Genomic DNA, 19,791 nt, shown 5'->3' on the forward strand with positions numbered 1-19,791 from the left:
CGCCATGGCGCTGATGGACAGCAAGGTCGAAGCCAGCAAGCCGCCTGCCGCGGGCATTCAGCAGTATCTTGCGATCCTCAGGCTCGATCACAGCACCAAGCATATCTTCATCATTCCCGGGATTATCCTGGCCTGGCTGTTGCGCGGCACGCGAGGCGAGCATCTTGCCGCCTCGATCATCCTTGGCCTCTTGGCTGCGATCTGCATCGCGTCGGCGAATTACGTGATCAACGAATGGTTCGATCGCGACTTCGACCGGCATCACCCGACCAAGTCGCAGCGCTCCGCGGTGCAGAGCGCGATGGACGGCAAGATCATCGGCATCGAATGGCTGCTGCTGGTCGTACTTGGCCTCGCCTGCGCGGCGGCGAGCAGCCGCCTGATGCTGTTCGCGACCAGCATCTTCGCGCTTCAAGGCATCGTCTACAACGTCCCGCCGCTGCGCAGCAAGGACAAGGCCTATTTCGACGTGATCTCGGAATCCGTCAACAATCCGCTGCGGCTGTTGATCGGCTGGGCGATGATCGACCCGACCTCGCTGCCGCCGGGCTCGGTGATCCTGTGCTACTGGTTCGGCGGCGCATTCCTGATGGCGGCCAAGCGGCTGTCCGAATATCGCGAGATCGCCGCCTCGCACGGCCGGGAGCTCTTGGCGCGCTACCGCGCGAGCTTTGCCGACTATACCGAGGTGTCGCTGACCGCCTCCTGTCTCAGCTATTCGCTGTTCTCGGTGTTCTTCCTGTCGGTGTTCCTGGTGAAGTACCGCATCGAATACATCCTTGCGATGCCGCTGGTGGTGATGCTGTTCACCGCCTATTTCTCGATGTCGACCGCACCGGGATCGTCGGCACAAAAGCCCGAGAAGCTTTATGGCGAGCGCGGCCTGATGCTGACCGTGCTGGCGCTGGTCGTGGTGTTCCTGGTGACGAGCTTTGTCGACATGCCGTTCCTCGCCCGGCTGGCGGAGCAGCATTACATCACGCTGGATTGAGGCACTGCGGCCTCGGTGGTCAGCGCCGGCGCGGATGCGCCTTCTGGTGCCACGCCCAGGCCGAGCGGATGATGGTGCCGAGATCCGAGCGACTGGCCTTGAAGCCGAGGCCGCTTTCCGACTTCGAGGGATCGGCGACCAGGATCGGCGGATCGCCGGCCCGGCGTTCGCGAACCACGCTCGGCACCGCTTCCCCGGTCTCGGCGCGGATCGCGTCGAGCACCTCGCGCACCGAATAGCCGGTGCCGGTGCCGAGGTTGAACACGCCGCCGGCGTCGCCCTTCAGCAGCAGCTCGAGCGCGGCGATATGGGCGCTGGCGAGATCGTCGACATGGATGTAGTCGCGCACCGCGGTGCCGTCGGGCGTGTCATAATCCTCGCCGAAGATCGCGAAATCAGGCACGTGCCCCAACAGCGCCATCAGCGCGCGCGGAATCAGATGTGTCTCGGGATCACGCAGCTCGCCGATGGTGCCGGACGCATCGGCGCCGCAGGCGTTGAAGTAGCGCAGGCAGACCGAGTTGAATTGATAGGCGGCGCGGTAATCGGCCAGGATCTGCTCGATCATGTATTTGGAGCGGCCGTAGGGATTGACGGTCGGACCCGCGGCGCTCTCCGGAATCGGATCGCGCCCGGCATTGCCGTAGACGGCGCCGGTCGAGGAGAACACCAGCCGGTCGCAACCCGCCTGCCGCATGCCGCGCAGCAGGCCGAGCGTGCCGGCGACGTTGTTGGTGAAGTATTTCTGCGGATCCGCCACGGACTCGCCGACCGCGCTGAACGCCGCGAAGTGCATCACGGCGCACGCATCGTGCGCGCGGACGGTGGCGGTGATCTTGTCGTGATCGGCGACGTCGCCGACGACCAGCGGTCCCCATTGCACGAAGTTGCGATGACCGGTCGACAGATTGTCGTAGACGACCGGAACATATCCGGCCGCTGCAACCGCCTTGGCGCAGTGGGAGCCGATATATCCCGCGCCGCCTGTGATCAGTATCGAACCCTTGCTCGTCATCGAAAATGCCGTCCCTGCGCGGACCCATCCTGCCTCTCAACAGACGCAGCGCCTGCATGGGTACGACATTCCGCCAGGCGCGGCAAAACGGCAATGCGAATAGCGTTAAGACCGTCCCGCTTGTGCGCAGCAGTGACGGTTAACGCGACCGCAGCGGCACACCGGTCTGATGGCCGACCGGCGGCGCCTGCCGCGACGCTCTCCCGTAAGGGTAAATCGGTGTTGCCGACGGGACCGGCCGGGTCGCCTGCGGCCGCGAGGTCGGAACGCCGCCGCCCGGTCCGTCGATCGAATAGCGGGATCCGCCCTGCGTGGTCGGTCCGGTGCCCTGCGCAAGCGCGGGGCCTGCGGCGGCAGCCGCCAGCGTCGCGATCGTGAACAGGCCGGCCAGTTTCATGGCGATGCTTCGATGGATGCGATCAGGATCAACCGGTCAAGCCGGCAATCGTTCCGGAATGTGAGCGCAGCGATCTTGCGATCGTCATCCATACCTCAAACAAAAACGGCACGGCGAAATGTCTCGCCGCGCCAGTTTCGATCGATGGAGTGAACTCGGGAATTCAGACGCCGGCCTGTGCGACCGCGGCCCAGTGGTCGGGGTTCGCAGGGGTCTGCATCCTGACCCAGCGATAGCGCGCCTGCGACCAGCTGCGGATCTGCGCATTCAGGTTGTCGAGCACGATGTCGCCGCCCTTGGCGCGGACCACCAGCACCAGATGATGCTCGCCCCAGGAGGTCACCACTTCGCTCAGCAGCAGATTGCGCATCGGCCAGCCGCGCGCCAGGAGCTCATGGCGCTTGCTGACGGCATAATCGTTGCAGTCGCCGCGCGCCGGATTGATCAGCCATTCCTCGCCGGCGAGGCCGCGCTCATTGCGCTGCGGAGCGATCTGGCGGTTGACCTGCGCATTGATCTCGATCAGGTCGGCGATGCGCTGCTTGGTCAGGCGCGTTGCACCACCGCGGAATACCATGCGGCTGCGCGGCTTCTGTTTGCATTCGTCGGCATAGCGCATGCAGAACATGGTGTAGGCCATCGGCGCCAGCGTCGGCTCGCTGAAGCGGATCTGCTCGATCACGCCGCGCAGCGGCAGCGGAAAGCCGATCATTCCGGCCTGCGTATCCCGTGCGCTGGTCCCGAGCGCGACGATGGCCAAAACCAGGGCCATCACTTTCTTGACGCTGCACATTCTTCACTCCCCACCGTGCCGGGAAGCATGTACGGGAAATGTCTTGCGCTTCGGCTCAAGCGCACGGCGGCATTTGCTTCAAATGCGCGGGCGAGCGCGCGCCATCCGTTAACCACGCGGCGTCGGCGGCGCCGGCAGGCTTATCGATTGCCAACGATAACGCGCACATCGGCGTCGTGATGCACGATGGATGGCAGATGAGCCGTCTTTTCCAGGCTTTTCCCTGCGGTTCCCACGGACAGCGCGATCAGACAAGGGCCGGTTGCGGCGCGGGATTTCTGATTCCGTTGCGGAAATGGTTAGCCCGACGTGAAGGCGCCGGCGCGATCTGTTAACTGGTCACGCGTTGCCTGGGCGCGATCCCGCACCAGTTCATCACGAGATCGGCGAGCATCTTGATCTCGAGATCGGCGGGCGTCCCGCCGGCGAAATCAGCCACCGATTGGCCGAGCGCAACCGCACGAACATAGGCCGAGCGGCTCCCGATCATCGGCCCGATCTCCTCGTCGAGCGTATCGAGCTCCTCGATCAATTGCTGGCCTTCGAGGGTGCGCTGGTCGACGCGGTTCGGCACGATCATGGCGCGGAGCGCGGTACGCCGCGCGGCGCGGACCTCCCGCACGATGTCGAGCGTCCGCGCGGTGGCTTCGATGTCGAGGCCGGACGGCGTGCAGGGCATCAGCACGATGTTGGCGACCGCGAGAACGGCGCCGAGCACCCGATCGTTGGGGGCAGAGTCCACCACGATGATCTGATGCGGAATCTGCCGCATCAGCTTGGCCCATTCGGCGACGGGGCGGGTTTCCGGATCAAGCTGATAGACCGGGAACGACAGATTGCCGGGCTCGGCCCAATGACAGGCGGATGCCTGGGAGTCGGCGTCGACCAATCCCACCACGCCGGTGCGCCGGTCCAGTTCCGCGGCCAGCAAGACCGCGAGAGTCGTCTTGCCGACCCCGCCCTTGCGCTGGGCAACCGAAATGACAAGCGGCATCGCAAACTCCTGGGCGTGATCCCCCGCGCGATCCGATGGGTGCGCGGGAGGACACCTTCATCCAACGAGCGTCAGCATCCTGGGCAGACAGACCCGTTTCGCGTCGTAATTGTCCCTCACGAAGCTTCTCGCCTTCATTCGCATCTTTTTGAAGGCCTTGGGCCGTTTCAGCACCGAGATTACCTGATCCGACAGGGCATCAATATCAAAAAACGGCGCCAGCAGGCCGTTGCCGTCGGAGATGATGTCGCGCAGCGGAGCGGTGTCGGACGCCACCACCGCACACCCCGCGCTCATCGCTTCCAGCAGCGACCATGACAGCACGAAGGGGTAGGTCAGATAGACGTGCACCGAGGAGATCTGGAGCAGTGCAAGATATTGGTCCCGGGGAATCCGGCCGAGGAAATGCACGCGGCGAAGGTCGATCTCCGACCTGATCTCGTCGAGGAACATCGACTTCCAGCTCGAGCCCTTGGGCGGATTCGCCCCGTAGGACGTTCCGCTGCCGCCGACGATCACCACCTGCGCATTCGGCCGCGCCGCCAGGATCTTGGGCAGCGACCGCATGAAGATGTGGAAGCCGCGCACCGGCTCGAGATTGCGCGAGACGTAGGTGATCACTTCATCCTCGGCCGAGAGTGTCGCGCCGTTCGGCAGCTGAAACCGCGCGACCGGATTGGGCTTCACCTCGTCGGTGTCGACGCCCTCGTGGATGACCTCGATCTTGCCCTGGAACTCGCGGGGAAAGGTCGACCTTTGCCATGGCGTCGGCGACACGCCGGAATCGCATTCCGTGAGCGCCAGCAGCGTGGTCGCATTCTTCAGGTGAAGCGCGACATTGCCATCGAGGCCGGTCATCGGAAACTCGGGATCGAAGCCGACGTCCCTGCCCTCCGCGCCGTAGAAGAACTCGCAATACAGGATGATCCGCGCGCGCGGAAACATCGTGCGCAACGGCAGCGTCTCGCCCCAGCCGGGATGCGCGAAGATCAGGTCGGGCACGAAGCCCTGCCCCGACAGCGAGGACAGCGCATACAGAACCTCCTCGGCGCGCCGCGATTCGACATCGAAGCGGCGGGCAAAGGGATGCACGATCGCGGAGTCCGACTTGGTCGTCGAGTATTTGATCAGCCGGATATCCGGCGTCGTGCTCGCGGTCGACGAGCCGACCGCGACGACCTTGTTGCCGGGCTGCTCCGCAAGCGCGCGCGCGATGTGGCGGTACTGGGCTGGAAAGTTATTGTGGACGAAGAGGACGTTCATCGGCGGGCGGACGCGCCCCCCGGCCGGGCGATCTTCGATTGGCGTCAGGCTCTGCATCATGACCGGGGGTGTGGCATCGATATGCACGGGTGAAACTATCTTACCGGATTAACATTAAGCCCTCTTCTATCACACAGATTTTTAGTGCACACTGCGCGGGCAACATATCAATCCATCCCGTTAGGCTCGCAGGCGACGATGAACGAACAGATTCAGCAGAAAACCATTGATCTGGCACGGGGCCTCTTCCTGGTTCGGTATAACGGCGCAGATGATAAGATGTCGCCTCCAGTGGTGCGCGTATACGCGGACCGCGCCAGCCTTAACAATTGTAGTATCATTTCCGGGCCCGACGCCGTCAATGGAACCCTGTTTGCGCCCGAAAGCGCGCTGGTCGTGTCGGTCGCCCGCCCGAGCCGCCTGATCGTCGAGGTCACTGCGGGGCGCATCGGCGGGTCGACCGCCGCCAACATCAAGATCGAGCCGCTGACCCAGGGCCAGCAGCAGGCTGCGCAGCCGGCCAGCCAGCCGTTTGACGCCTTTGAGCCCGAGTTCGAGCCCGAATTCGCGCCTCAGGCTGGCGCCGGTGGGCAGGGCGACCTCCGGCTGCTCGCCCATGTCGCCGGCCTCGGTGATGTGACCGTCGGCCCGAACACCTGGATCGCCGGACCGTCCGCTCCCGCCCGGATCGAGGGCATCTCGCTCGAATGGCCGAACAAGCCGCGTGATCTTAGCCTGCAATATGCGGTCAAATTCGCCCGGCCGCAGCGCGGCGACAACCAGTTCGTTCCGCTCGGAACCTTCGCTGGAACCCGCGGCCGCGCACTGGCCATCACCGGGTTCTCGCTGGAGGCCGCAGGGCCCAGCGTGGATCGCTATATCATCTCGGCCGAGACCATCTTCCTGGGCGCTCCAGCCCTGCGCGCGACCGGGAACCGGATTGTGGTGTCGGGCCCGTCGGGACGGGAACCCCTGGTGGGCTTCAAGCTCAACCTTGAAGAACGTCGCGTGCAGGCCGCGCCGCTTGCGCCGCAGCAGCCGAGGCGCGTCGAACCGATCGACCCGGCGCCGCGCCAGGACGGACCGCGTCTCGAGGGCCGCGTGCGCGTGTTCCGGAGCCGGCAGGGCGCCGTGAAGACCGCGGGCTGACATCCGGCAGGTAAGGGCGACATTTGACCGCCGACGCGCGCAAGATCGCCTTTACGTCCAGAACGCTCCATCACGTCGATCTCGAGCGGGCCGCGGTCGCGGCGCTGGAGGCGCGCAACTTCCGGCTGGCATTCGCGCTCGCCGACCGCCGCTGCCGGATCATGCCGCATCCGGGTGCCCGCGCCCACCTGCTGCGCGCAGAGGCGCTGTCCCGCCTTGATCTGAGGGATGATGCCGTCGCCAGCGTTGCCAGGGCGATCGAACTCGAACCGGACGATCTGGTTGCCGCACGGCGCATGATGGCGTGGGGTGACGGCCCGCAGCGGATCGAGGCCGCACGCAGCATCGCACGGCGCGACGACGATCCGGATTCGGTGAGGAGCGCCCTCGTGCTGCTCGAACAGGACGGTCAGGACAGCTGCGCCCGTATCGACTTCCTGGATGAAGAGGTGAAGGGATGGGTGACGTGGCGAGGGTCTGACGACCCACAGCTTTCACTGGCGCAGGCGGACCAATCCAGTGCCGTGCAGCTTCCCTCCGATCCCCGCCACAGATTCGCACGCGATGGGCGGCACGCCGCGAGCTTTCGCCTGATCCGCCCGCCATCGGCGACCTCGCAACGGCTCGAGATCGCGCAAGCCGGCCGGATCATTGCAAGCGTTCAACTCCCGGCCAATCGCGCGCCGGACCGCCGCAACGCGCCGCCACGGGCCGAGCGCGCGCGAGACGGTGAAACGCCTCCACTCACCATCATCATCCCGGTGTACCGGGATTTGGCCGCGACGCGCGCCTGCATCGAGAGCGCATTGACTGCCGCCGCCTGCACGCCGGGCGCGACCATCGTCGTGGTGGACGATGCCTCGCCCGAACGCGACATCAAGCGCCTGCTCGCCGAGCTGGCTGCCGGGTCGCGTATCCATCTGCTGATCAATGAGCAGAATCTCGGCTTCGTCGGCGCGGTCAACCGGGCACTCGGCGAAACCGATGCCGGCGACGTCGTGCTGCTGAACTCGGACACCATCGTGCCGAAATACGCGCTGCAACGGCTGCGCAGCGCGGTGCAATCGACACCGCGCGTGGGCACGGCGACGCCGCTGTCGAACAACGGCGAATTCACCAGCTTCCCGGTCCCGAACCGGTCAAATCCCCTGCCCTCGCCGGACGAGATAGCGCTGCTCGACGACCTCGCCGGCGCGGCAAATTCCGGGAAGGCGATCGACATCCCCAACGGCATCGGGTTCTGCCTCTACATCACCCGCGAATGCCTCGACGCCGTGCGTGAGCTCTCCGACGACTTCTATCGCGGCTATCTCGAAGACGTCGACTTCTGCCTGCGCGCGGCAGAAGCCGGCCTCCGCAACGTGTGTATCCCGTCGGTATTTGTCGGGCACGAGGGCTCGCGCTCGTTTCTCGGCGAGAAGCGTTCGCTGGTGCTGCGCAATCTGCGGGTTCTCGAGCAGCGCTACCGGCGCTATGCGACGGAGTGCGCCGCGTTCCTGCTCGCCGATCCGCTCCGCGATTGCCGCGCGGCACTGGAGCTCAAGCTGCTCGCGAGCGAACCGCACGCTGCCGGCCCGTGCGTCATCCTCTGCGGTTCCGCGATTGGCCGCGAGATCGCCATCAGGCGATGCGGGCAACTCGCGGCGGACGACCAGCGCGCGCTGGTCGTGCAGACCCGAACCGAGGGATCGCGCCAGCTGGCGACCATTTTCGATCCGGATGGCGTAGCACCGCAGTCGATCGCACTCGACGTTGCAACGCCTGAAGGCCGTGAGGCCTTGCTGACGCTGCTCACCGACCTCAAAATCCGCGCGATCGAGATTGCGGAGCCGAACCGCATCCCCGCCGCATGCCTGGCCCAGCTCACGCAACGCTTCCCCTACGACGTCCTGATCACCGACACCGCCCTCGCACTGCGCACAGCACTCGGATCGGGCGTTCACCCGGACTGGAGCAGCCTGATCGCCGGCGCTCAACGCGTGACCGCGATCGGAGAGGACGGGGCCGCCTTTTCGGATACGGTGCTCGGCTTGCAAGCGACCCGGCTGGACGACCCGCCTGCGCCGCCGACGCGGCATCACGCCGTGAGCGGCCCTGTGCGTCTCGGTCTGCTTGTCCTGCGCGCCAGCGCGGCGGAGTTTCGCTTCATCAGGGCGTTGAGCGATCAAATCGCCGATGCCGGTGAAGACCTCGAGATCATCGTGCTCGGGACCACGCTCGACGATCTCAAGCTGATGCAGCGGAGCGATGTCCTGGTCACCGGCGACGTCGCCGTCGACGACATCGCGACGCTCGTCGAGGGTCACGGCATCACGAAACTGGTGCTCGACATCGGCGAGCCCGCCTTTGGGCATCCGCTGCTGGATGCGCTCAGGGCAACCGGGCTGCCGGCCGCCGCGACGGAATGGAGACCGACAGCAGCGGGACGTGGCCGGGAAACCGACCTGAAGCTGCCGCCGGGCCTTGATGCCGATCAAACAATTGCCTCCGTGCTCGGCTGGGTGAGCGGGGATGCCCGGCTACATCCCGACCGGAGGCGCGGCCGGCACAGGCGGCAGGTTGGCGCGCGGCTTCCATGATCGCGGCGGCCATGCCAGCGAGGAGAACGGCGTCGAGTCGAGCCCAAGCAACGGACTGTAGTAGGGATCGTCGAGCAGCACCTCGCCCCACTTCGCGCGCAGCATCGACAGCTCGCGCTTGAAGCGTGCCTTGCGATCCGGTGCGGAATCGCGGCCCCGGCTTGCCGATTCCAGATGAACGAGTTTCGCATCCGGCGTGAACACGATCCGCTTGCCGAGCTGGCGCAGCTTCAGGCACAGATCGACGTCGTTGAAGCTGATCGGGAAACGGGTCTCGTCCATGCCGCCGACGGCCACGAAATCGCGTTTGCGCATCAAGAGGCACGCGGCCGTCACCGCCGAGCATTCGTGCGCCACCTGGAGCAGATCGCCGTAGCCGGGATCACCATCCATCCGGTCATTGAAGGCGTGCGTGGCCGCGAAATTGGTCCCCAGTACCACCCCGCCATGCTGCACGACGCTGCTCGGCCAGAGCAGCTTTGCACCGACGGCCCCGACATCGGGAGCGGCGAGCCGCCACAGCAGCTCCGCCAGCCAGCCGTCGTCGAGCGCCTCGATATCGTTGTTGAGCAAGCAGATGTTCTCTGCGTCGACACAGTCGATCGCGGCGTTGCTGATGGCTGCGAAGTTGAACGGGCCCTCGACGGAGATAACGTCGATGTCCTCCTCGGATAGGCTCTCCAGATAGTCGAGCGTTTCAGGCTCCGTCGAGCTGTTATCGACGACAAGGATGCGGGCGTTGGTCTCATTCGCGGCCGGCGTGACCGTCTCGATGCATCGCTTGAGCAGTTCGGCGCGATTTCTGGTCGGGATGACGATGGTGGTGCGCTCGCTCCAATCGACGGTGCGCTTGACCTGAACGGCAGGAAGCAGCCCCGCCTTGCGCGGCTCGACACTCGCCTCGATGCCGGCCCTGGCCAAGCAGGCCTTGCTTGCGGCGGCCAGTTCGCCGGTTGCGGCCGACGCATCGATCGGCGGCAGTGCCGCAATCGATCCAGGAAGATGATAGGTTCGGCCAGGCTCCGCGCAGGACAGAAAGATGTCGTAGAGCGACGTCGCCGCTCGCAGCGCTTCGATGGCATGTTGGCGGCGCACCGCAAAACAGTACGCGCCATAGCCCTGCTCGAGCGCGCGTTCGAGATCGAACGCCGAAAACGCCAGCGGCCAGACCGCACCGGCGCCCGCAGCGACCTCGACGTCGCCATAGGCGAGATCGCAGCCGGGCTCGGCCGCGAACACAGCGGCGAAGCGCTGCAAGGCATTCTCCGCGAGGATCGTCCCGCTCAGGCAAAAGACCAAGAACTCGCTGTTGGCGGCATCACCATCGACGAAGTCGCGGGCCGCTTTCCGATCGAACCGACTGAAGGCCTGCGCCGGCAGGCACACCGCCGACCAGGCCGAATGCCCCTGGGCTTCGAGGCTCTCAATGCTTTCATCCACCCTGTTCTCGCCGATCAGGACGACCGCGGCCTCGGACGGAACGTCGGATTGCTCCGATTGCGCCGCCGGTGCGAAGCGCTCCTTCCAGCTGCGATAGGCGTGAAGCGGCATCGAGGCCGGCAGCACGCGGTCGAACAGTTCTCCGCGCAGCCGCTCGCTGTCCCAGCGCCCGAGATCCGCAAGCGTCTGCTCCAATCCGCGTTCGAAAGCGACAAAGGGAATCGGCTCCGAGATCAGGCTGCGTCCGGAAACCGTCCGCGCCGACAGGCCGCGCATGCGACCGTCGGCAAAATGCTCGGGCAGATGAAAATCGATCCGGCGGCCGACGCCGAACTCGCTTCCCCGCGCAACGTTGGTCCAGCCGGTCGGCTTCACCGTCATCACCGGCCGCTGCGCGATCAGGATCTCGATATCTTCGTCGATGTCGCGGGACAGCCAGCCCTCGAAGCGCAAGCCTCCGACCCATTCGATGTCGGCGATCCGATGCCACTGGGCTTGCGGTGCCGCGACATCGCAGCGAATCGGAGCGCCGACAGGACTACCGATGTTGGCCAATCTGGCCTCGACGATCCCAGCGTTCGCGCCGACCTGATCCTGCACATTGAATGTAAAACCAAAGCGCCCGTCGCCTATACCGGCCTCGGCAAGCTCTGTTACAAACTCGTCACACAATGATGACATGTATGGCTCGCCGTCGACCAGCAGTTCGACGGTGTAGCGTCGGCCGAGATCGGCGCGGTCATAGACAAACCCGGAAAACGTCGTTCGATCGTATCTGGTGAACTGCGTTTGCAACGACGCGTAATCAGCTCCCGAGGGCCTGTGCTTGCCAATCGTCTTCGTGCTCATGTCCACCCCTCAAACGGCGGCTCGATTGTCGGTCGATTTCAAGTTGAGAATGTGTCCATGGCGCGCCCAAAGGTGACTAGCGAGCACTCACCTGCACTGAGGCGATCACCGTTTGCACAAAAAGCCGCCGAGCTCCAACACAAACTATACGTTATAAAACTTGGCGTTGTCGGCGCCAATTGTGCTAGTGCTAACTCCTCCTCTCCACACTGATCGACGAGCGGATTGATGAAGATTGCAATGGTTGGGACGGGATATGTAGGTCTCGTGTCCGGAGCGTGTTTTGCCGATTTCGGCCATCAGGTCGTGTGCGTCGATAAGGACGCCGGCAAGATCGAAGCCCTGAAGCGCGGCAAGATCCCGATCTACGAAACCGACCTCGACAAGCTCGTCGAAACCAACGCCGCCGCCGGACGGCTGACCTTCACGACGGAGCTCACCGGCGCCGTCGCCGATGCCGACGCCGTGTTCATCGCGGTCGGAACGCCATCGCGGCGCGGCGACGGCCATGCCGACCTGAGCTACGTCTATGCTGCCGCCAAGGAGATCGGCGCGGCGCTCAAGAAGTTCACCGTGGTGGTGACGAAGTCGACCGTGCCTGTCGGCACCGGCGACGAGGTCGAGCGCCTGATCCGCGAGACCAATCCCGACGCCGATTTCGCCGTTGCGTCGAATCCCGAGTTCCTCCGCGAAGGCGCGGCAATCCAGGATTTTCGCCATCCCGACCGGATCGTCGTCGGCACCGAGGACGATCGGGCCAAGCGGGTGATGGGCGAAGTCTATCGCCCGCTCTATTTGAACCAGGCGCCGATCCTCTATACCGCGCGGCGCACCGCTGAATTGATCAAATACGCCGCAAATGCGTTCCTTGCCACCAAGATCACTTTCATCAACGAGATCGCCGATCTCTCCGAGAGGGTCGGTGCGAACGTGCAGGAGGTCGCGCGCGGCATCGGGCTCGACAACCGGATCGGCACCAAGTTCCTGCATGCCGGCGCGGGCTATGGCGGCTCGTGCTTCCCGAAGGACACCCGCGCGCTGTTCAAGACGGCGCTCGACCACGACGTCCAGCTGAAAATCGTCGAAGCCACGCTGACCGCGAACGACAACCGCAAGCGGGCGATGGCGCGCAAGGTCGCCAACGTGCTCGGCGGCGAGCTGCGCGGCAAGACGATCGGCGTGCTCGGCCTGACCTTCAAGCCCGATACCGACGACATGCGCGAGGCGCCCTCGATCCCGCTGATCAACGGCCTGATCGATTTCGGCGCCAAGGTTCGGGCCTACGATCCGATCGGCATGGAGCAGGCGCGCAAGGAATTGCCCGAGATCGAGTACTGCAAGGATGCCTATGAGTGCGCGCGCCAGGCCGATGCGCTTGTCATCGTCACCGAATGGCGCCAGTTCCGCGCACTCGATCTGAAGCAGATCAAGCAGGAGATGAAGCGTCCGGTCGTGGTCGATCTGCGCAATATCTACCGTCCGGACGAGATGGCCGCGCACGGATTCACCTACGACAGCATCGGCCGGCCGCGCTGAGCGGTAGCACCTCGGCGGCGATCGCCGCCGCTCGGTTCAACGAGCCCCGGTTCAGATCAAATCTGAGCCGGGGCCTTGGTTTTTGATGCGCTTGTTCGCGAACCTCGAAGACGCATCAAGCGGGCGCGGGCGCGCCGAGCTGGACATAGGCATCAAGCTCGTGCGCGAGCGCTTCCTGCCAGGTCGGCATCGCCACGCCGAACTGCGCCTTCAGCCGGGTCAGATCCAGCCGTGAATTGCCCGGACGCACCGCCTTGGTCGGAAAATCCGCCGTTGCAATCGGCGCGATGGTCTCGACGGCCAACGTGACACCACGCGACCTCAACCCACTGACAATGGCGCTGGCAAAGCCGTGCCAGCTGGTTTCGCCGGCACAAACCAGGTTGACGACGCCGCCCCTGCGCGCGAGCTGGTCGTGCAGCGTGGTGAGGTTCGGCAGAACGATGCCGGCCACCGCGCTGGCGATCGCCTGTGCCGAGGTCGGCGCCCCGATCTGATCGGCCACGATCCGCAACTCCTTGCGCTCGCCGGCGAGCCGGGCGATCGTGCGCAGGAAGTTGGTGCCTTTTGCGGCATAGACCCACGAGGTGCGCACGATCAGATGCGCACCGCCCGCCGCCTGCACCGCGACGTCGCCGGCGAGCTTGCTGGCACCATAGACGGACAATGGTTCGGTCGGGCTATCCTCGCGCCACGGCCTGTCACCCGAACCGTTGAAGACGTAGTCGGTGGAGAAATGCACCAGCGGCACATGGTTCGCCGCGGCCCATCTGGCGAGCGTCTCGGGCCCCCTGGCGTTGACCAGGAACGCCTGCTCGCGCTCGTCCTCGGCGCGATCGACCGCCGTATAGGCCGCCGGATTGATGATGAGATCGGGCTTCAGGTTTTCGAGCTGGCCCGTCAGATTATCCGGTTTCGACAGATCGAATTCCGCGGTCGGCGGCGCGAGGATCGTGCCGTGACTTTCCAGCAGCGGCTTCAGCGCACTGCCAACCTGCCCGCGTGTTCCCGTCAACAAGATCCGCATCATCAGATTTGTCCGTAGGTCGGAAGGTTGCTGGCATCGGCGAGCAGCGGCGCGTCCGCATCCTTGGCCGACAGCTGCGGCTTGTCGACGCCCCATTTGATCCCGATCGCCGGATCGTTCCAGCGGATCGAGAGCTCGTCCTTGGGGCTGTAGAAATCGTCGCATTTGTAGAAGAAGTCGGCGGTTTCCGAGAGCACCACGAAGCCGTGCGCGAAGCCGCGCGGCACCCATAGCTGCCGGCGGTTCTCCTCGCTCAGCTCGACCGCGACATGCTTGCCGAAATTCGGGCTGCCGACACGCACGTCGACCGCGACGTCGAGCACCTTGCCGCGCAGCACGGTCACGAGCTTGCCCTGGGTGAGCGGGTTTTGCAGATGCAGCCCGCGCAGCACGCCATAGGCCGAGCGGGACATGTTGTCCTGCACGAAGGGTCGCGTGATGCCGTGTTCGACATAACGGGGCGCCTGATAGGTCTCGAGGAAGAAGCCGCGCTGGTCGCCGAACAGCTTCGGCTCGACGATCAGGACTTCTGGGAGCTCGGTCTTGATGACGTTCATGTAACGCAGGTTCCAGTTTTGAGCAGGCCCGAAATGTTAATTTGATACTCATAACAAACTTGTGCGGCGCACGCTATCTGTTATGTTTTGATAGTCAAACTGTGAGGGACCATGAAGGGCATTATCCTCGCCGGTGGAACCGGCTCGCGCCTCTACCCCGTGACCACTGTCGTCTCCAAACAGCTGCTGCCTGTGTTCGACAAGCCGATGATCTACTATCCGCTGTCGACGCTGATGCTGGGCGGAATTCGCGACATTCTGATCATTTCGACGCCGCAGGACAAGCCGCTGTTCCAGCGGCTGCTCGGCGACGGCCACGAGATCGGCATCAGGTTCTCCTACGCCACGCAGGAGACCCCGCGCGGTCTCGCCGACGCCTTCATCGTCGGCCGCGACTTCATCGGCGACGACTCCGTCGCCCTTGTGTTAGGCGATAACATTTTCTACGGCCACGGCCTGCCCAGCATGCTGTCGGCCGCCTCGATCCGCAAGAAGGGCGCCACCGTGTTCGGCTACGTCGTCAACGCGCCGGAGCAATATGGCGTGGTGGAGCTGGACGACACCGGCCTGGCGCTGTCGATCGAGGAGAAGCCGAAGCGGCCGAAATCCAACGTCGCCGTCACCGGCCTCTACTTCTACGACAATGACGTGGTCGACATCGCAGCCGGCATCAAGCCGTCGCCGCGCGGCGAGATCGAGATCACCGACGTCAACAAGGCCTATCTCGAGCGCGGCGACCTCTATGTCGAGGTGCTCGGCCGCGGCTTTGCCTGGCTCGACACCGGCACCCACTCCTCGCTGGTCGAGGCCAGCCATTTCGTCCAGATCCTGGAGCAGCGCCAGGGCCTGCGCATCGCCTGCCCCGAGGAGATCGCGCTGCGCCAGGGCTACATCTCGCTGGAGGCCTTCGCGAAGGTGGCGCAGAAGACCGCCAAGAGCAGCTACGGCGAGTATCTGCTGTCGGTCTACCGCTCGTTCCAGGGCCAACCCCGCACCGCCGAGGTCTTCAAACATGCGGTTTAAGGGATCGACGATCTTCGTCACCGGCGGCGCCGGCTTCATCGGCTCCGCCGTGGTCCGCCATCTACTGCGCGACACCCATGCCCGGGTCGTCAACATCGACAAGCTGACCTATGCGGCCAATCTGGACTCGCTGCCCGGCTCGGCCGAAAGCCTGAACTACAGCTTCGAGAAGGCCTGTATCTGCGAGGCGCAGAGCCTGCGACGGCTGTTCGAGAAATATCAGCCCGATGCGGTGATGAATCTCGCCGCCGAAAGCCATGTCGACCGCTCGATCGACGGCCCCGGCGAATTCATCCAGACCAACATCGTCGGCACCTTCACGATCCTGCAGGAGACGCTGCGCCACTGGCGCACGCTCTCGCCCGAGAAGCGCGACCAGTTCCGCTTCCTGCACATCTCGACCGACGAGGTGTTCGGCACGCTCGGCGATGAGGGGCTGTTCACCGAGACCACGGCCTATGCGCCGAACTCGCCCTATTCGGCCAGCAAGGCATCGTCGGATCATCTGGTGCGCGCCTGGCGCGAGACCTACGAGCTGCCGACCCTGGTGACCAACTGCTCGAACAATTACGGCCCCTATCACTTTCCGGAAAAGCTGATCCCGCACATGATCATCAAGGGGCTCGCCGGCGAGCCGCTGCCGGTCTATGGCGACGGCCAGAACATTCGCGACTGGCTGTTCGTCGAGGACCACGCCAAGGCGCTGACGCTCGTGCTGGAGCGTGGCAGGATCGGCGAGACCTACAATGTCGGCGGCCGCAACGAGCGCACCAATCTGCACGTCGTGGAAAGCATCTGCGACCTGCTCGACGAGGTTGCGCCGTCGGCTGCAGGCCCGCGACGGCAGCTGATCAACTTCGTTGCCGATCGTCCCGGCCACGACCGCCGCTACGCCATCGACGCCACCAAGCTCGAAACCGAGCTCGGCTGGCGCGCCGAGGAGAATTTCGAGACCGGCATCGCCAAGACCGTGCGTTGGTACGTCGACGAGCAACCCTGGTGGCGCGCGATCCTGGAGCGGGGCTACAAGGTTGAGCGCGTCGGGCTGAACCAGTAGTCCGGCGAATAGGCTTTGCAACCGCCCGCGAGATCGTCGCATATCTGAATGGCTTTGCCGTCATCGTCAGCGAACCGACCGTGCCGGTCGGTACCTGCGATGACGTCGAGCACATCATACGGGAGACCAATCCCGCGGCAGGCTTCGCTGTCGAGCTTCCTCTTATCGCTTGAAAATATAGGCCTGCAGCTGTGCTGGCCTCGGCTTGCAAGCCTCTGGCTCAAGCCGGGTGCAGGACCGAGGAATGTCCGAGTGTGGCCCTTGGGAGACCCATCGAAAAACAACGTTGTACTTGCTTGGAGCATATTGCTTCGCAAGCGACGAAAGCGTCACTGCTTCGGAGAGTCCTTCGGTAGAAATCGCGGGAAACTGGAACTTGGGGGCCTCGTTCGATTTTGTATCGGCAAGCCCAAGACTTCTGGCGTCAAATGTCTTGTCCACGGCGGCTTCACCAGGAAAGGTCACGTGAACCCTGCCGACTCCATTTGCGATGACCGGTTGAGAGAATCTTGGAAGGCGGAGAAGCGATCCTCTCCCGGCAATTTCGATCGGCGCACTGGACGCGGCCAGTTTCAGAGTTTTCCAGCCTTCCTTCTCATAAGCCAGATACACGCCGTTTCTTCCGGCTTCATCGAACTTTGTGTAGGCAATGAGCGGAGTGCCGTCCGTGGTCACGTTCAGTTCGGCATTGTTCACTAAGCCTCGGCCCTCGCCCGGATCATCAACGAGATCGCTATTCCTTGGATTGACTGAACCGAGGATCGGATCACCATTCGCTTTGGTCCACGAAACAAAATCACGACTCTTGGCGAAGGTAATCCTGAAGTTCGACGCGACATCAGGGGTTTTCCGCCACACGATTGCGACATTGACCTCTCCGTCCGGCCCTCTGACGAATGCCGTGGGATAGGCGCTTACCGATCCACCCTTAGCCCTATCCGAGAATAGAGGCGTTTCGGAAAGCCGCTTCCAGCTCGTGCCGTTCCAAATGTTGGCGTACCACGCTCCGTTGCCGCTTACGCCGTCGCGAAATACCAACAGCAGATTCTTTCCAGCCTTTTCGAACGATGGATAAGTTATGTGCTCCTCGTTCCTTCCGGTCATGGTCGCTGCAGATATGTCAGCAATCGAACGCGCGGACGTTGAGCGGAAATACTCCAGTGGATGGGCATGGTTCACGAAAACCACATGCAAGTGCCCCTGCTCGTCAAGTGCCAGCTTCGTCTCATCGTGACTGTCCCAACCCGGGGTGCTGGCTTGAAGCTCCTTACGGCGCACCGATCCTGACGCCAGGTCGATCTGTGCAACACTGAACACACGTTGTGCGTTGTAGTAGGCGATGAACGCTTGCTCTCCGACCGTCAGGCTAGCAAATTGCGAGTTGGTACCTGTCCAGACATTGTCTACTGGCACGATCACCGGGGCCGGAGCATCGGCGCCAGACGCCCCGGCCAGATTGCAGGCGAGTGCGATGAAGACGAGGACGTCCCGGAGATGACGAACAGATCGTTTCAAGGTTCCCTCCTACTTGCTCTCGACACATAGCCGGCCCGCGCAGTCTCAAACGATCAACAGTTGGAGTCTTCGATCTTGATGAAAATAAGTCGACTGCTTTCAAGATACATCGCCAATCGGCAACCAACGTTGGCTGAGCTGTTTTCCAAGCGCCCGCGGCCCGACCTCGACAAGTGGGAACACTATATCGCCAAGTACTCCGAACTCTTTCTCCAGCTTCCTCGAACGGTGAAGTTGCTCGAGATCGGCGTGTACCACGGCGGATCTCTTCGCCTCTGGAGTGAGTACTTTTCGCCGGATAGCGTCATCGTAGGAGTCGATAAGAATCCGGAATGCAAGAAACATGAAGGCGGCAACATCCATGTCGTGATCGGCGACCAGGGCGATCAGGCTTTCCTCTCCGATCTATCGGCACAATTTGGCGGCTTCGACATCGTCATCGATGACGGAAGTCACCTGGTCTCCGACCAAATCGCTTCATTCGAGTCGCTGATACGATCGACAAGACACGCCTACATCATCGAGGATACCCACGCAGCATACTGGCAACCGCCTCCAAGCAAGGCCGCGTTGTCGAACTTTCTCGTCGATAAACTGGATACCCTGCATGAATGGTTTATCGCTGCCGGAACATCCGAGCTGTTCGACAACGCCGACTGGATCAATCAAAACAAGGCGAACGTATCCGAGATGCGGCACCGTCTGACCTCAATCGAGGTCCTCGATAGCCTGCTGATTTTTCGGTTGGGTAACAATCCACCTCCGAAAAGATTGCGTACAAAGATTGCAGGCCGCAGCTGATCCTTCCCCTGGTCGCCGGGTCGTCCGGGCCTTTACGCCTTCATGAGGAAGATCGAGTCTTGAAAGCTCAACGCGCCCTTTCTCCCTGCCCACGTGCCGTAAAACACGGCCGCGGTGTAGAGACCCAATTCGGCCAGCGTCGCTTTCAACCAGACTTCGTCGAATGAAATAGCGTGCAATGGATCCTCAGTGTTGAAATATGAACAGTGATCGTTCAGCACGTGCTTCATTGGATACGACGACTTATCGATCGATTCCAGGTGTCGACTTTCGCCGTTCGAAAGGAAGAACGTCGCGTATATCACGCTCTTCTCGTCCATGATCGCTACGATTTCCTTGAGATAAGCAATAATGTCCGCCTCATACATATGAGTGAAGACACTGAGGACAAAGATCGCGTCGGGCGACGCGTATCGCCTATCTATTCTGAAGTCTTCTGTCCTCAGCTTTCCCGACGCATTGTAGCGATCGTTCAGCACATCAAAGTGATGAAATTGGTAGCTCGGCAGAACCGGAGAGAAATTGGATTGCAACCAGCTAATCTGAGGCGACAACACGTCTACGCCGCAGTAGTTGCCGCGATATCCTTTTGCCGCCAATGCGTAAGCTATCCGGCCGAAGCCGCACCCGATATCGACAATCGGCCGGCCACGAAGCTGCAAAACTCGATTGCCCAAGGCAAGCAGACCCGCCCCATTCTTGGGAAAGCTCTCCCAAGTTTCATTCATAAACAGCAAGTCCTTCGGTGGAAGAGGAAGTTCCTTGCCGTCCAGTTCCGTCACGGGGTTATTCATACGCTCAGCTC

17 protein-coding genes and 1 pseudogene are annotated in these 19,791 nt (G+C 63.2%); 8 read left to right on the forward strand and 10 right to left on the reverse strand.

The window, feature by feature from the left end; genetic code table 11:
- The first annotated feature begins 4 nt into the window (after nucleotides 1–4).
- Nucleotides 5–991 carry a UbiA family prenyltransferase gene (locus ACVW17_RS32800; RefSeq protein WP_456755729.1) on the forward strand — a complete coding sequence of 329 codons (987 nt, stop codon included), beginning with the start codon at nucleotides 5–7 and terminating at the stop codon, nucleotides 989–991.
- 19 nt (nucleotides 992–1,010) lie between these two features.
- On the opposite strand, the gene galE is transcribed toward ACVW17_RS32800, so the two are convergent.
- From galE to ACVW17_RS32825, 5 genes are all read right to left on the reverse strand, one after another.
- Nucleotides 1,011–2,006 carry a UDP-glucose 4-epimerase GalE gene (gene galE, locus ACVW17_RS32805; RefSeq protein WP_456755730.1) on the reverse strand — a complete coding sequence of 332 codons (996 nt, stop codon included), beginning with the start codon at nucleotides 2,004–2,006 and terminating at the stop codon, nucleotides 1,011–1,013.
- A 139-nt stretch (nucleotides 2,007–2,145) separates the two neighbouring features.
- A complete protein-coding gene (locus ACVW17_RS32810) occupies nucleotides 2,146–2,403 on the reverse strand; it encodes a hypothetical protein (RefSeq protein ID WP_456755731.1) in 258 nt (85 codons plus the stop codon).
- 163 nt (nucleotides 2,404–2,566) lie between these two features.
- Nucleotides 2,567–3,196 (reverse strand): transglutaminase-like cysteine peptidase, encoded by a 630-nt coding sequence (locus ACVW17_RS32815; RefSeq protein WP_456755732.1) that lies wholly within the window; start codon nucleotides 3,194–3,196, stop codon nucleotides 2,567–2,569.
- A 331-nt stretch (nucleotides 3,197–3,527) separates the two neighbouring features.
- Complete coding sequence (locus ACVW17_RS32820; protein WP_212019004.1) at nucleotides 3,528–4,190, reverse strand: ParA family protein; 663 nt, start codon at nucleotides 4,188–4,190, stop codon at nucleotides 3,528–3,530.
- 57 nt (nucleotides 4,191–4,247) lie between these two features.
- Nucleotides 4,248–5,453, reverse strand: a complete 1,206-nt coding sequence (locus ACVW17_RS32825) for a glycosyltransferase family 4 protein (protein WP_456755733.1) — start codon at nucleotides 5,451–5,453, stop codon at nucleotides 4,248–4,250.
- A gap of 198 nt (nucleotides 5,454–5,651) precedes the next feature.
- Between ACVW17_RS32825 and ACVW17_RS32830 the strand changes: the two genes are divergently transcribed.
- Both ACVW17_RS32830 and ACVW17_RS32835 read left to right on the forward strand, forming a co-directional pair.
- Nucleotides 5,652–6,602 (forward strand): hypothetical protein, encoded by a 951-nt coding sequence (locus ACVW17_RS32830; RefSeq protein WP_456798318.1) that lies wholly within the window; start codon nucleotides 5,652–5,654, stop codon nucleotides 6,600–6,602.
- 23 nt (nucleotides 6,603–6,625) lie between these two features.
- Nucleotides 6,626–9,181, forward strand: a complete 2,556-nt coding sequence (locus ACVW17_RS32835) for a glycosyltransferase (RefSeq protein ID WP_456798319.1) — start codon at nucleotides 6,626–6,628, stop codon at nucleotides 9,179–9,181.
- Here the strand turns inward: ACVW17_RS32835 and ACVW17_RS32840 are convergent.
- The gene (locus tag ACVW17_RS32840; RefSeq protein ID WP_456798320.1) at nucleotides 9,122–11,470 is read right to left on the reverse strand and encodes a glycosyltransferase family 2 protein; all 2,349 of its coding nucleotides are present in this window, start codon (nucleotides 11,468–11,470) and stop codon (nucleotides 9,122–9,124) included. The two genes, ACVW17_RS32835 and ACVW17_RS32840, sit on opposite strands and share 60 nt — an antisense overlap.
- Nucleotides 11,471–11,698: 228 nt before the next feature.
- On the opposite strand from ACVW17_RS32840, the gene ACVW17_RS32845 reads away from it, so the two are divergent.
- Nucleotides 11,699–13,006, forward strand: a complete 1,308-nt coding sequence (locus ACVW17_RS32845) for a UDP-glucose dehydrogenase family protein (RefSeq protein WP_456755737.1) — start codon at nucleotides 11,699–11,701, stop codon at nucleotides 13,004–13,006.
- 115 nt (nucleotides 13,007–13,121) lie between these two features.
- Here the strand turns inward: ACVW17_RS32845 and rfbD are convergent, their stop codons facing one another.
- Nucleotides 13,122–14,033 carry a dTDP-4-dehydrorhamnose reductase gene (gene rfbD, locus ACVW17_RS32850; protein ID WP_456756581.1) on the reverse strand — a complete coding sequence of 304 codons (912 nt, stop codon included), beginning with the start codon at nucleotides 14,031–14,033 and terminating at the stop codon, nucleotides 13,122–13,124.
- A gap of 2 nt (nucleotides 14,034–14,035) precedes the next feature.
- The gene (gene rfbC, locus ACVW17_RS32855) at nucleotides 14,036–14,590 is read right to left on the reverse strand and encodes a dTDP-4-dehydrorhamnose 3,5-epimerase (RefSeq protein WP_456798321.1); all 555 of its coding nucleotides are present in this window, start codon (nucleotides 14,588–14,590) and stop codon (nucleotides 14,036–14,038) included.
- A gap of 111 nt (nucleotides 14,591–14,701) precedes the next feature.
- Here rfbC and rfbA point away from each other — a divergent pair, with 111 nt between their 5' ends.
- From rfbA to ACVW17_RS32870, 3 genes and pseudogenes are all read left to right on the forward strand, one after another.
- Nucleotides 14,702–15,613 carry a glucose-1-phosphate thymidylyltransferase RfbA gene (gene rfbA / locus ACVW17_RS32860; RefSeq protein ID WP_456798322.1) on the forward strand — a complete coding sequence of 304 codons (912 nt, stop codon included), beginning with the start codon at nucleotides 14,702–14,704 and terminating at the stop codon, nucleotides 15,611–15,613.
- On the forward strand, nucleotides 15,603–16,670 hold the full coding sequence (gene rfbB / locus ACVW17_RS32865) for a dTDP-glucose 4,6-dehydratase (RefSeq protein ID WP_456755740.1): 1,068 nt from the start codon (nucleotides 15,603–15,605) through the stop codon (nucleotides 16,668–16,670). The genes rfbA and rfbB overlap by 11 nt, the downstream gene beginning before the upstream one ends.
- A gap of 14 nt (nucleotides 16,671–16,684) precedes the next feature.
- Nucleotides 16,685–16,822, forward strand: a pseudogene (locus ACVW17_RS32870) (UDP-glucose 6-dehydrogenase); the annotation flags it as partial.
- Between the two features lie 10 nt (nucleotides 16,823–16,832).
- Here the strand turns inward: ACVW17_RS32870 and ACVW17_RS32875 are convergent.
- Nucleotides 16,833–18,185, reverse strand: a complete 1,353-nt coding sequence (locus tag ACVW17_RS32875) for a BNR-4 repeat-containing protein (protein WP_456798323.1) — start codon at nucleotides 18,183–18,185, stop codon at nucleotides 16,833–16,835.
- 129 nt (nucleotides 18,186–18,314) lie between these two features.
- Here ACVW17_RS32875 and ACVW17_RS32880 point away from each other — a divergent pair, with 129 nt between their 5' ends.
- The gene (locus tag ACVW17_RS32880; RefSeq protein WP_456755742.1) at nucleotides 18,315–18,986 is read left to right on the forward strand and encodes a hypothetical protein; all 672 of its coding nucleotides are present in this window, start codon (nucleotides 18,315–18,317) and stop codon (nucleotides 18,984–18,986) included.
- 32 nt (nucleotides 18,987–19,018) lie between these two features.
- On the opposite strand, the gene ACVW17_RS32885 is transcribed toward ACVW17_RS32880, so the two are convergent.
- Nucleotides 19,019–19,780, reverse strand: coding sequence for a class I SAM-dependent methyltransferase (locus ACVW17_RS32885; RefSeq protein WP_456755743.1), 762 nt, complete (start codon nucleotides 19,778–19,780; stop codon nucleotides 19,019–19,021).
- Between the last annotated feature and the right edge of the window lie 11 nt (nucleotides 19,781–19,791).

The sequence above is a fragment of the Bradyrhizobium sp. USDA 4473 genome (assembly GCF_054063335.1).

Coding starts and splice junctions, on each gene's coding strand:
- ACVW17_RS32820 (WP_212019004.1), bottom strand. CDS start 4,190: ATGCCGCTTGTCATTTCGGTTGCCCAGCGCAAGGGCGGGGTCGGCAAG.
- ACVW17_RS32885 (WP_456755743.1), bottom strand. CDS start 19,780: ATGAATAACCCCGTGACGGAACTGGACGGCAAGGAACTTCCTCTTCCA.
- ACVW17_RS32845 (WP_456755737.1), top strand. CDS start 11,699: ATGAAGATTGCAATGGTTGGGACGGGATATGTAGGTCTCGTGTCCGGA.
- rfbA (WP_456798322.1), top strand. CDS start 14,702: ATGAAGGGCATTATCCTCGCCGGTGGAACCGGCTCGCGCCTCTACCCC.
- rfbB (WP_456755740.1), top strand. CDS start 15,603: ATGCGGTTTAAGGGATCGACGATCTTCGTCACCGGCGGCGCCGGCTTC.
- ACVW17_RS32830 (WP_456798318.1), top strand. CDS start 5,652: ATGAACGAACAGATTCAGCAGAAAACCATTGATCTGGCACGGGGCCTC.
- ACVW17_RS32825 (WP_456755733.1), bottom strand. CDS start 5,453: ATGAACGTCCTCTTCGTCCACAATAACTTTCCAGCCCAGTACCGCCAC.
- ACVW17_RS32840 (WP_456798320.1), bottom strand. CDS start 11,470: ATGAGCACGAAGACGATTGGCAAGCACAGGCCCTCGGGAGCTGATTAC.
- galE (WP_456755730.1), bottom strand. CDS start 2,006: ATGACGAGCAAGGGTTCGATACTGATCACAGGCGGCGCGGGATATATC.
- ACVW17_RS32810 (WP_456755731.1), bottom strand. CDS start 2,403: ATGAAACTGGCCGGCCTGTTCACGATCGCGACGCTGGCGGCTGCCGCC.
- rfbD (WP_456756581.1), bottom strand. CDS start 14,033: ATGCGGATCTTGTTGACGGGAACACGCGGGCAGGTTGGCAGTGCGCTG.
- rfbC (WP_456798321.1), bottom strand. CDS start 14,590: ATGAACGTCATCAAGACCGAGCTCCCAGAAGTCCTGATCGTCGAGCCG.
- ACVW17_RS32815 (WP_456755732.1), bottom strand. CDS start 3,196: ATGTGCAGCGTCAAGAAAGTGATGGCCCTGGTTTTGGCCATCGTCGCG.
- ACVW17_RS32800 (WP_456755729.1), top strand. CDS start 5: ATGGCGCTGATGGACAGCAAGGTCGAAGCCAGCAAGCCGCCTGCCGCG.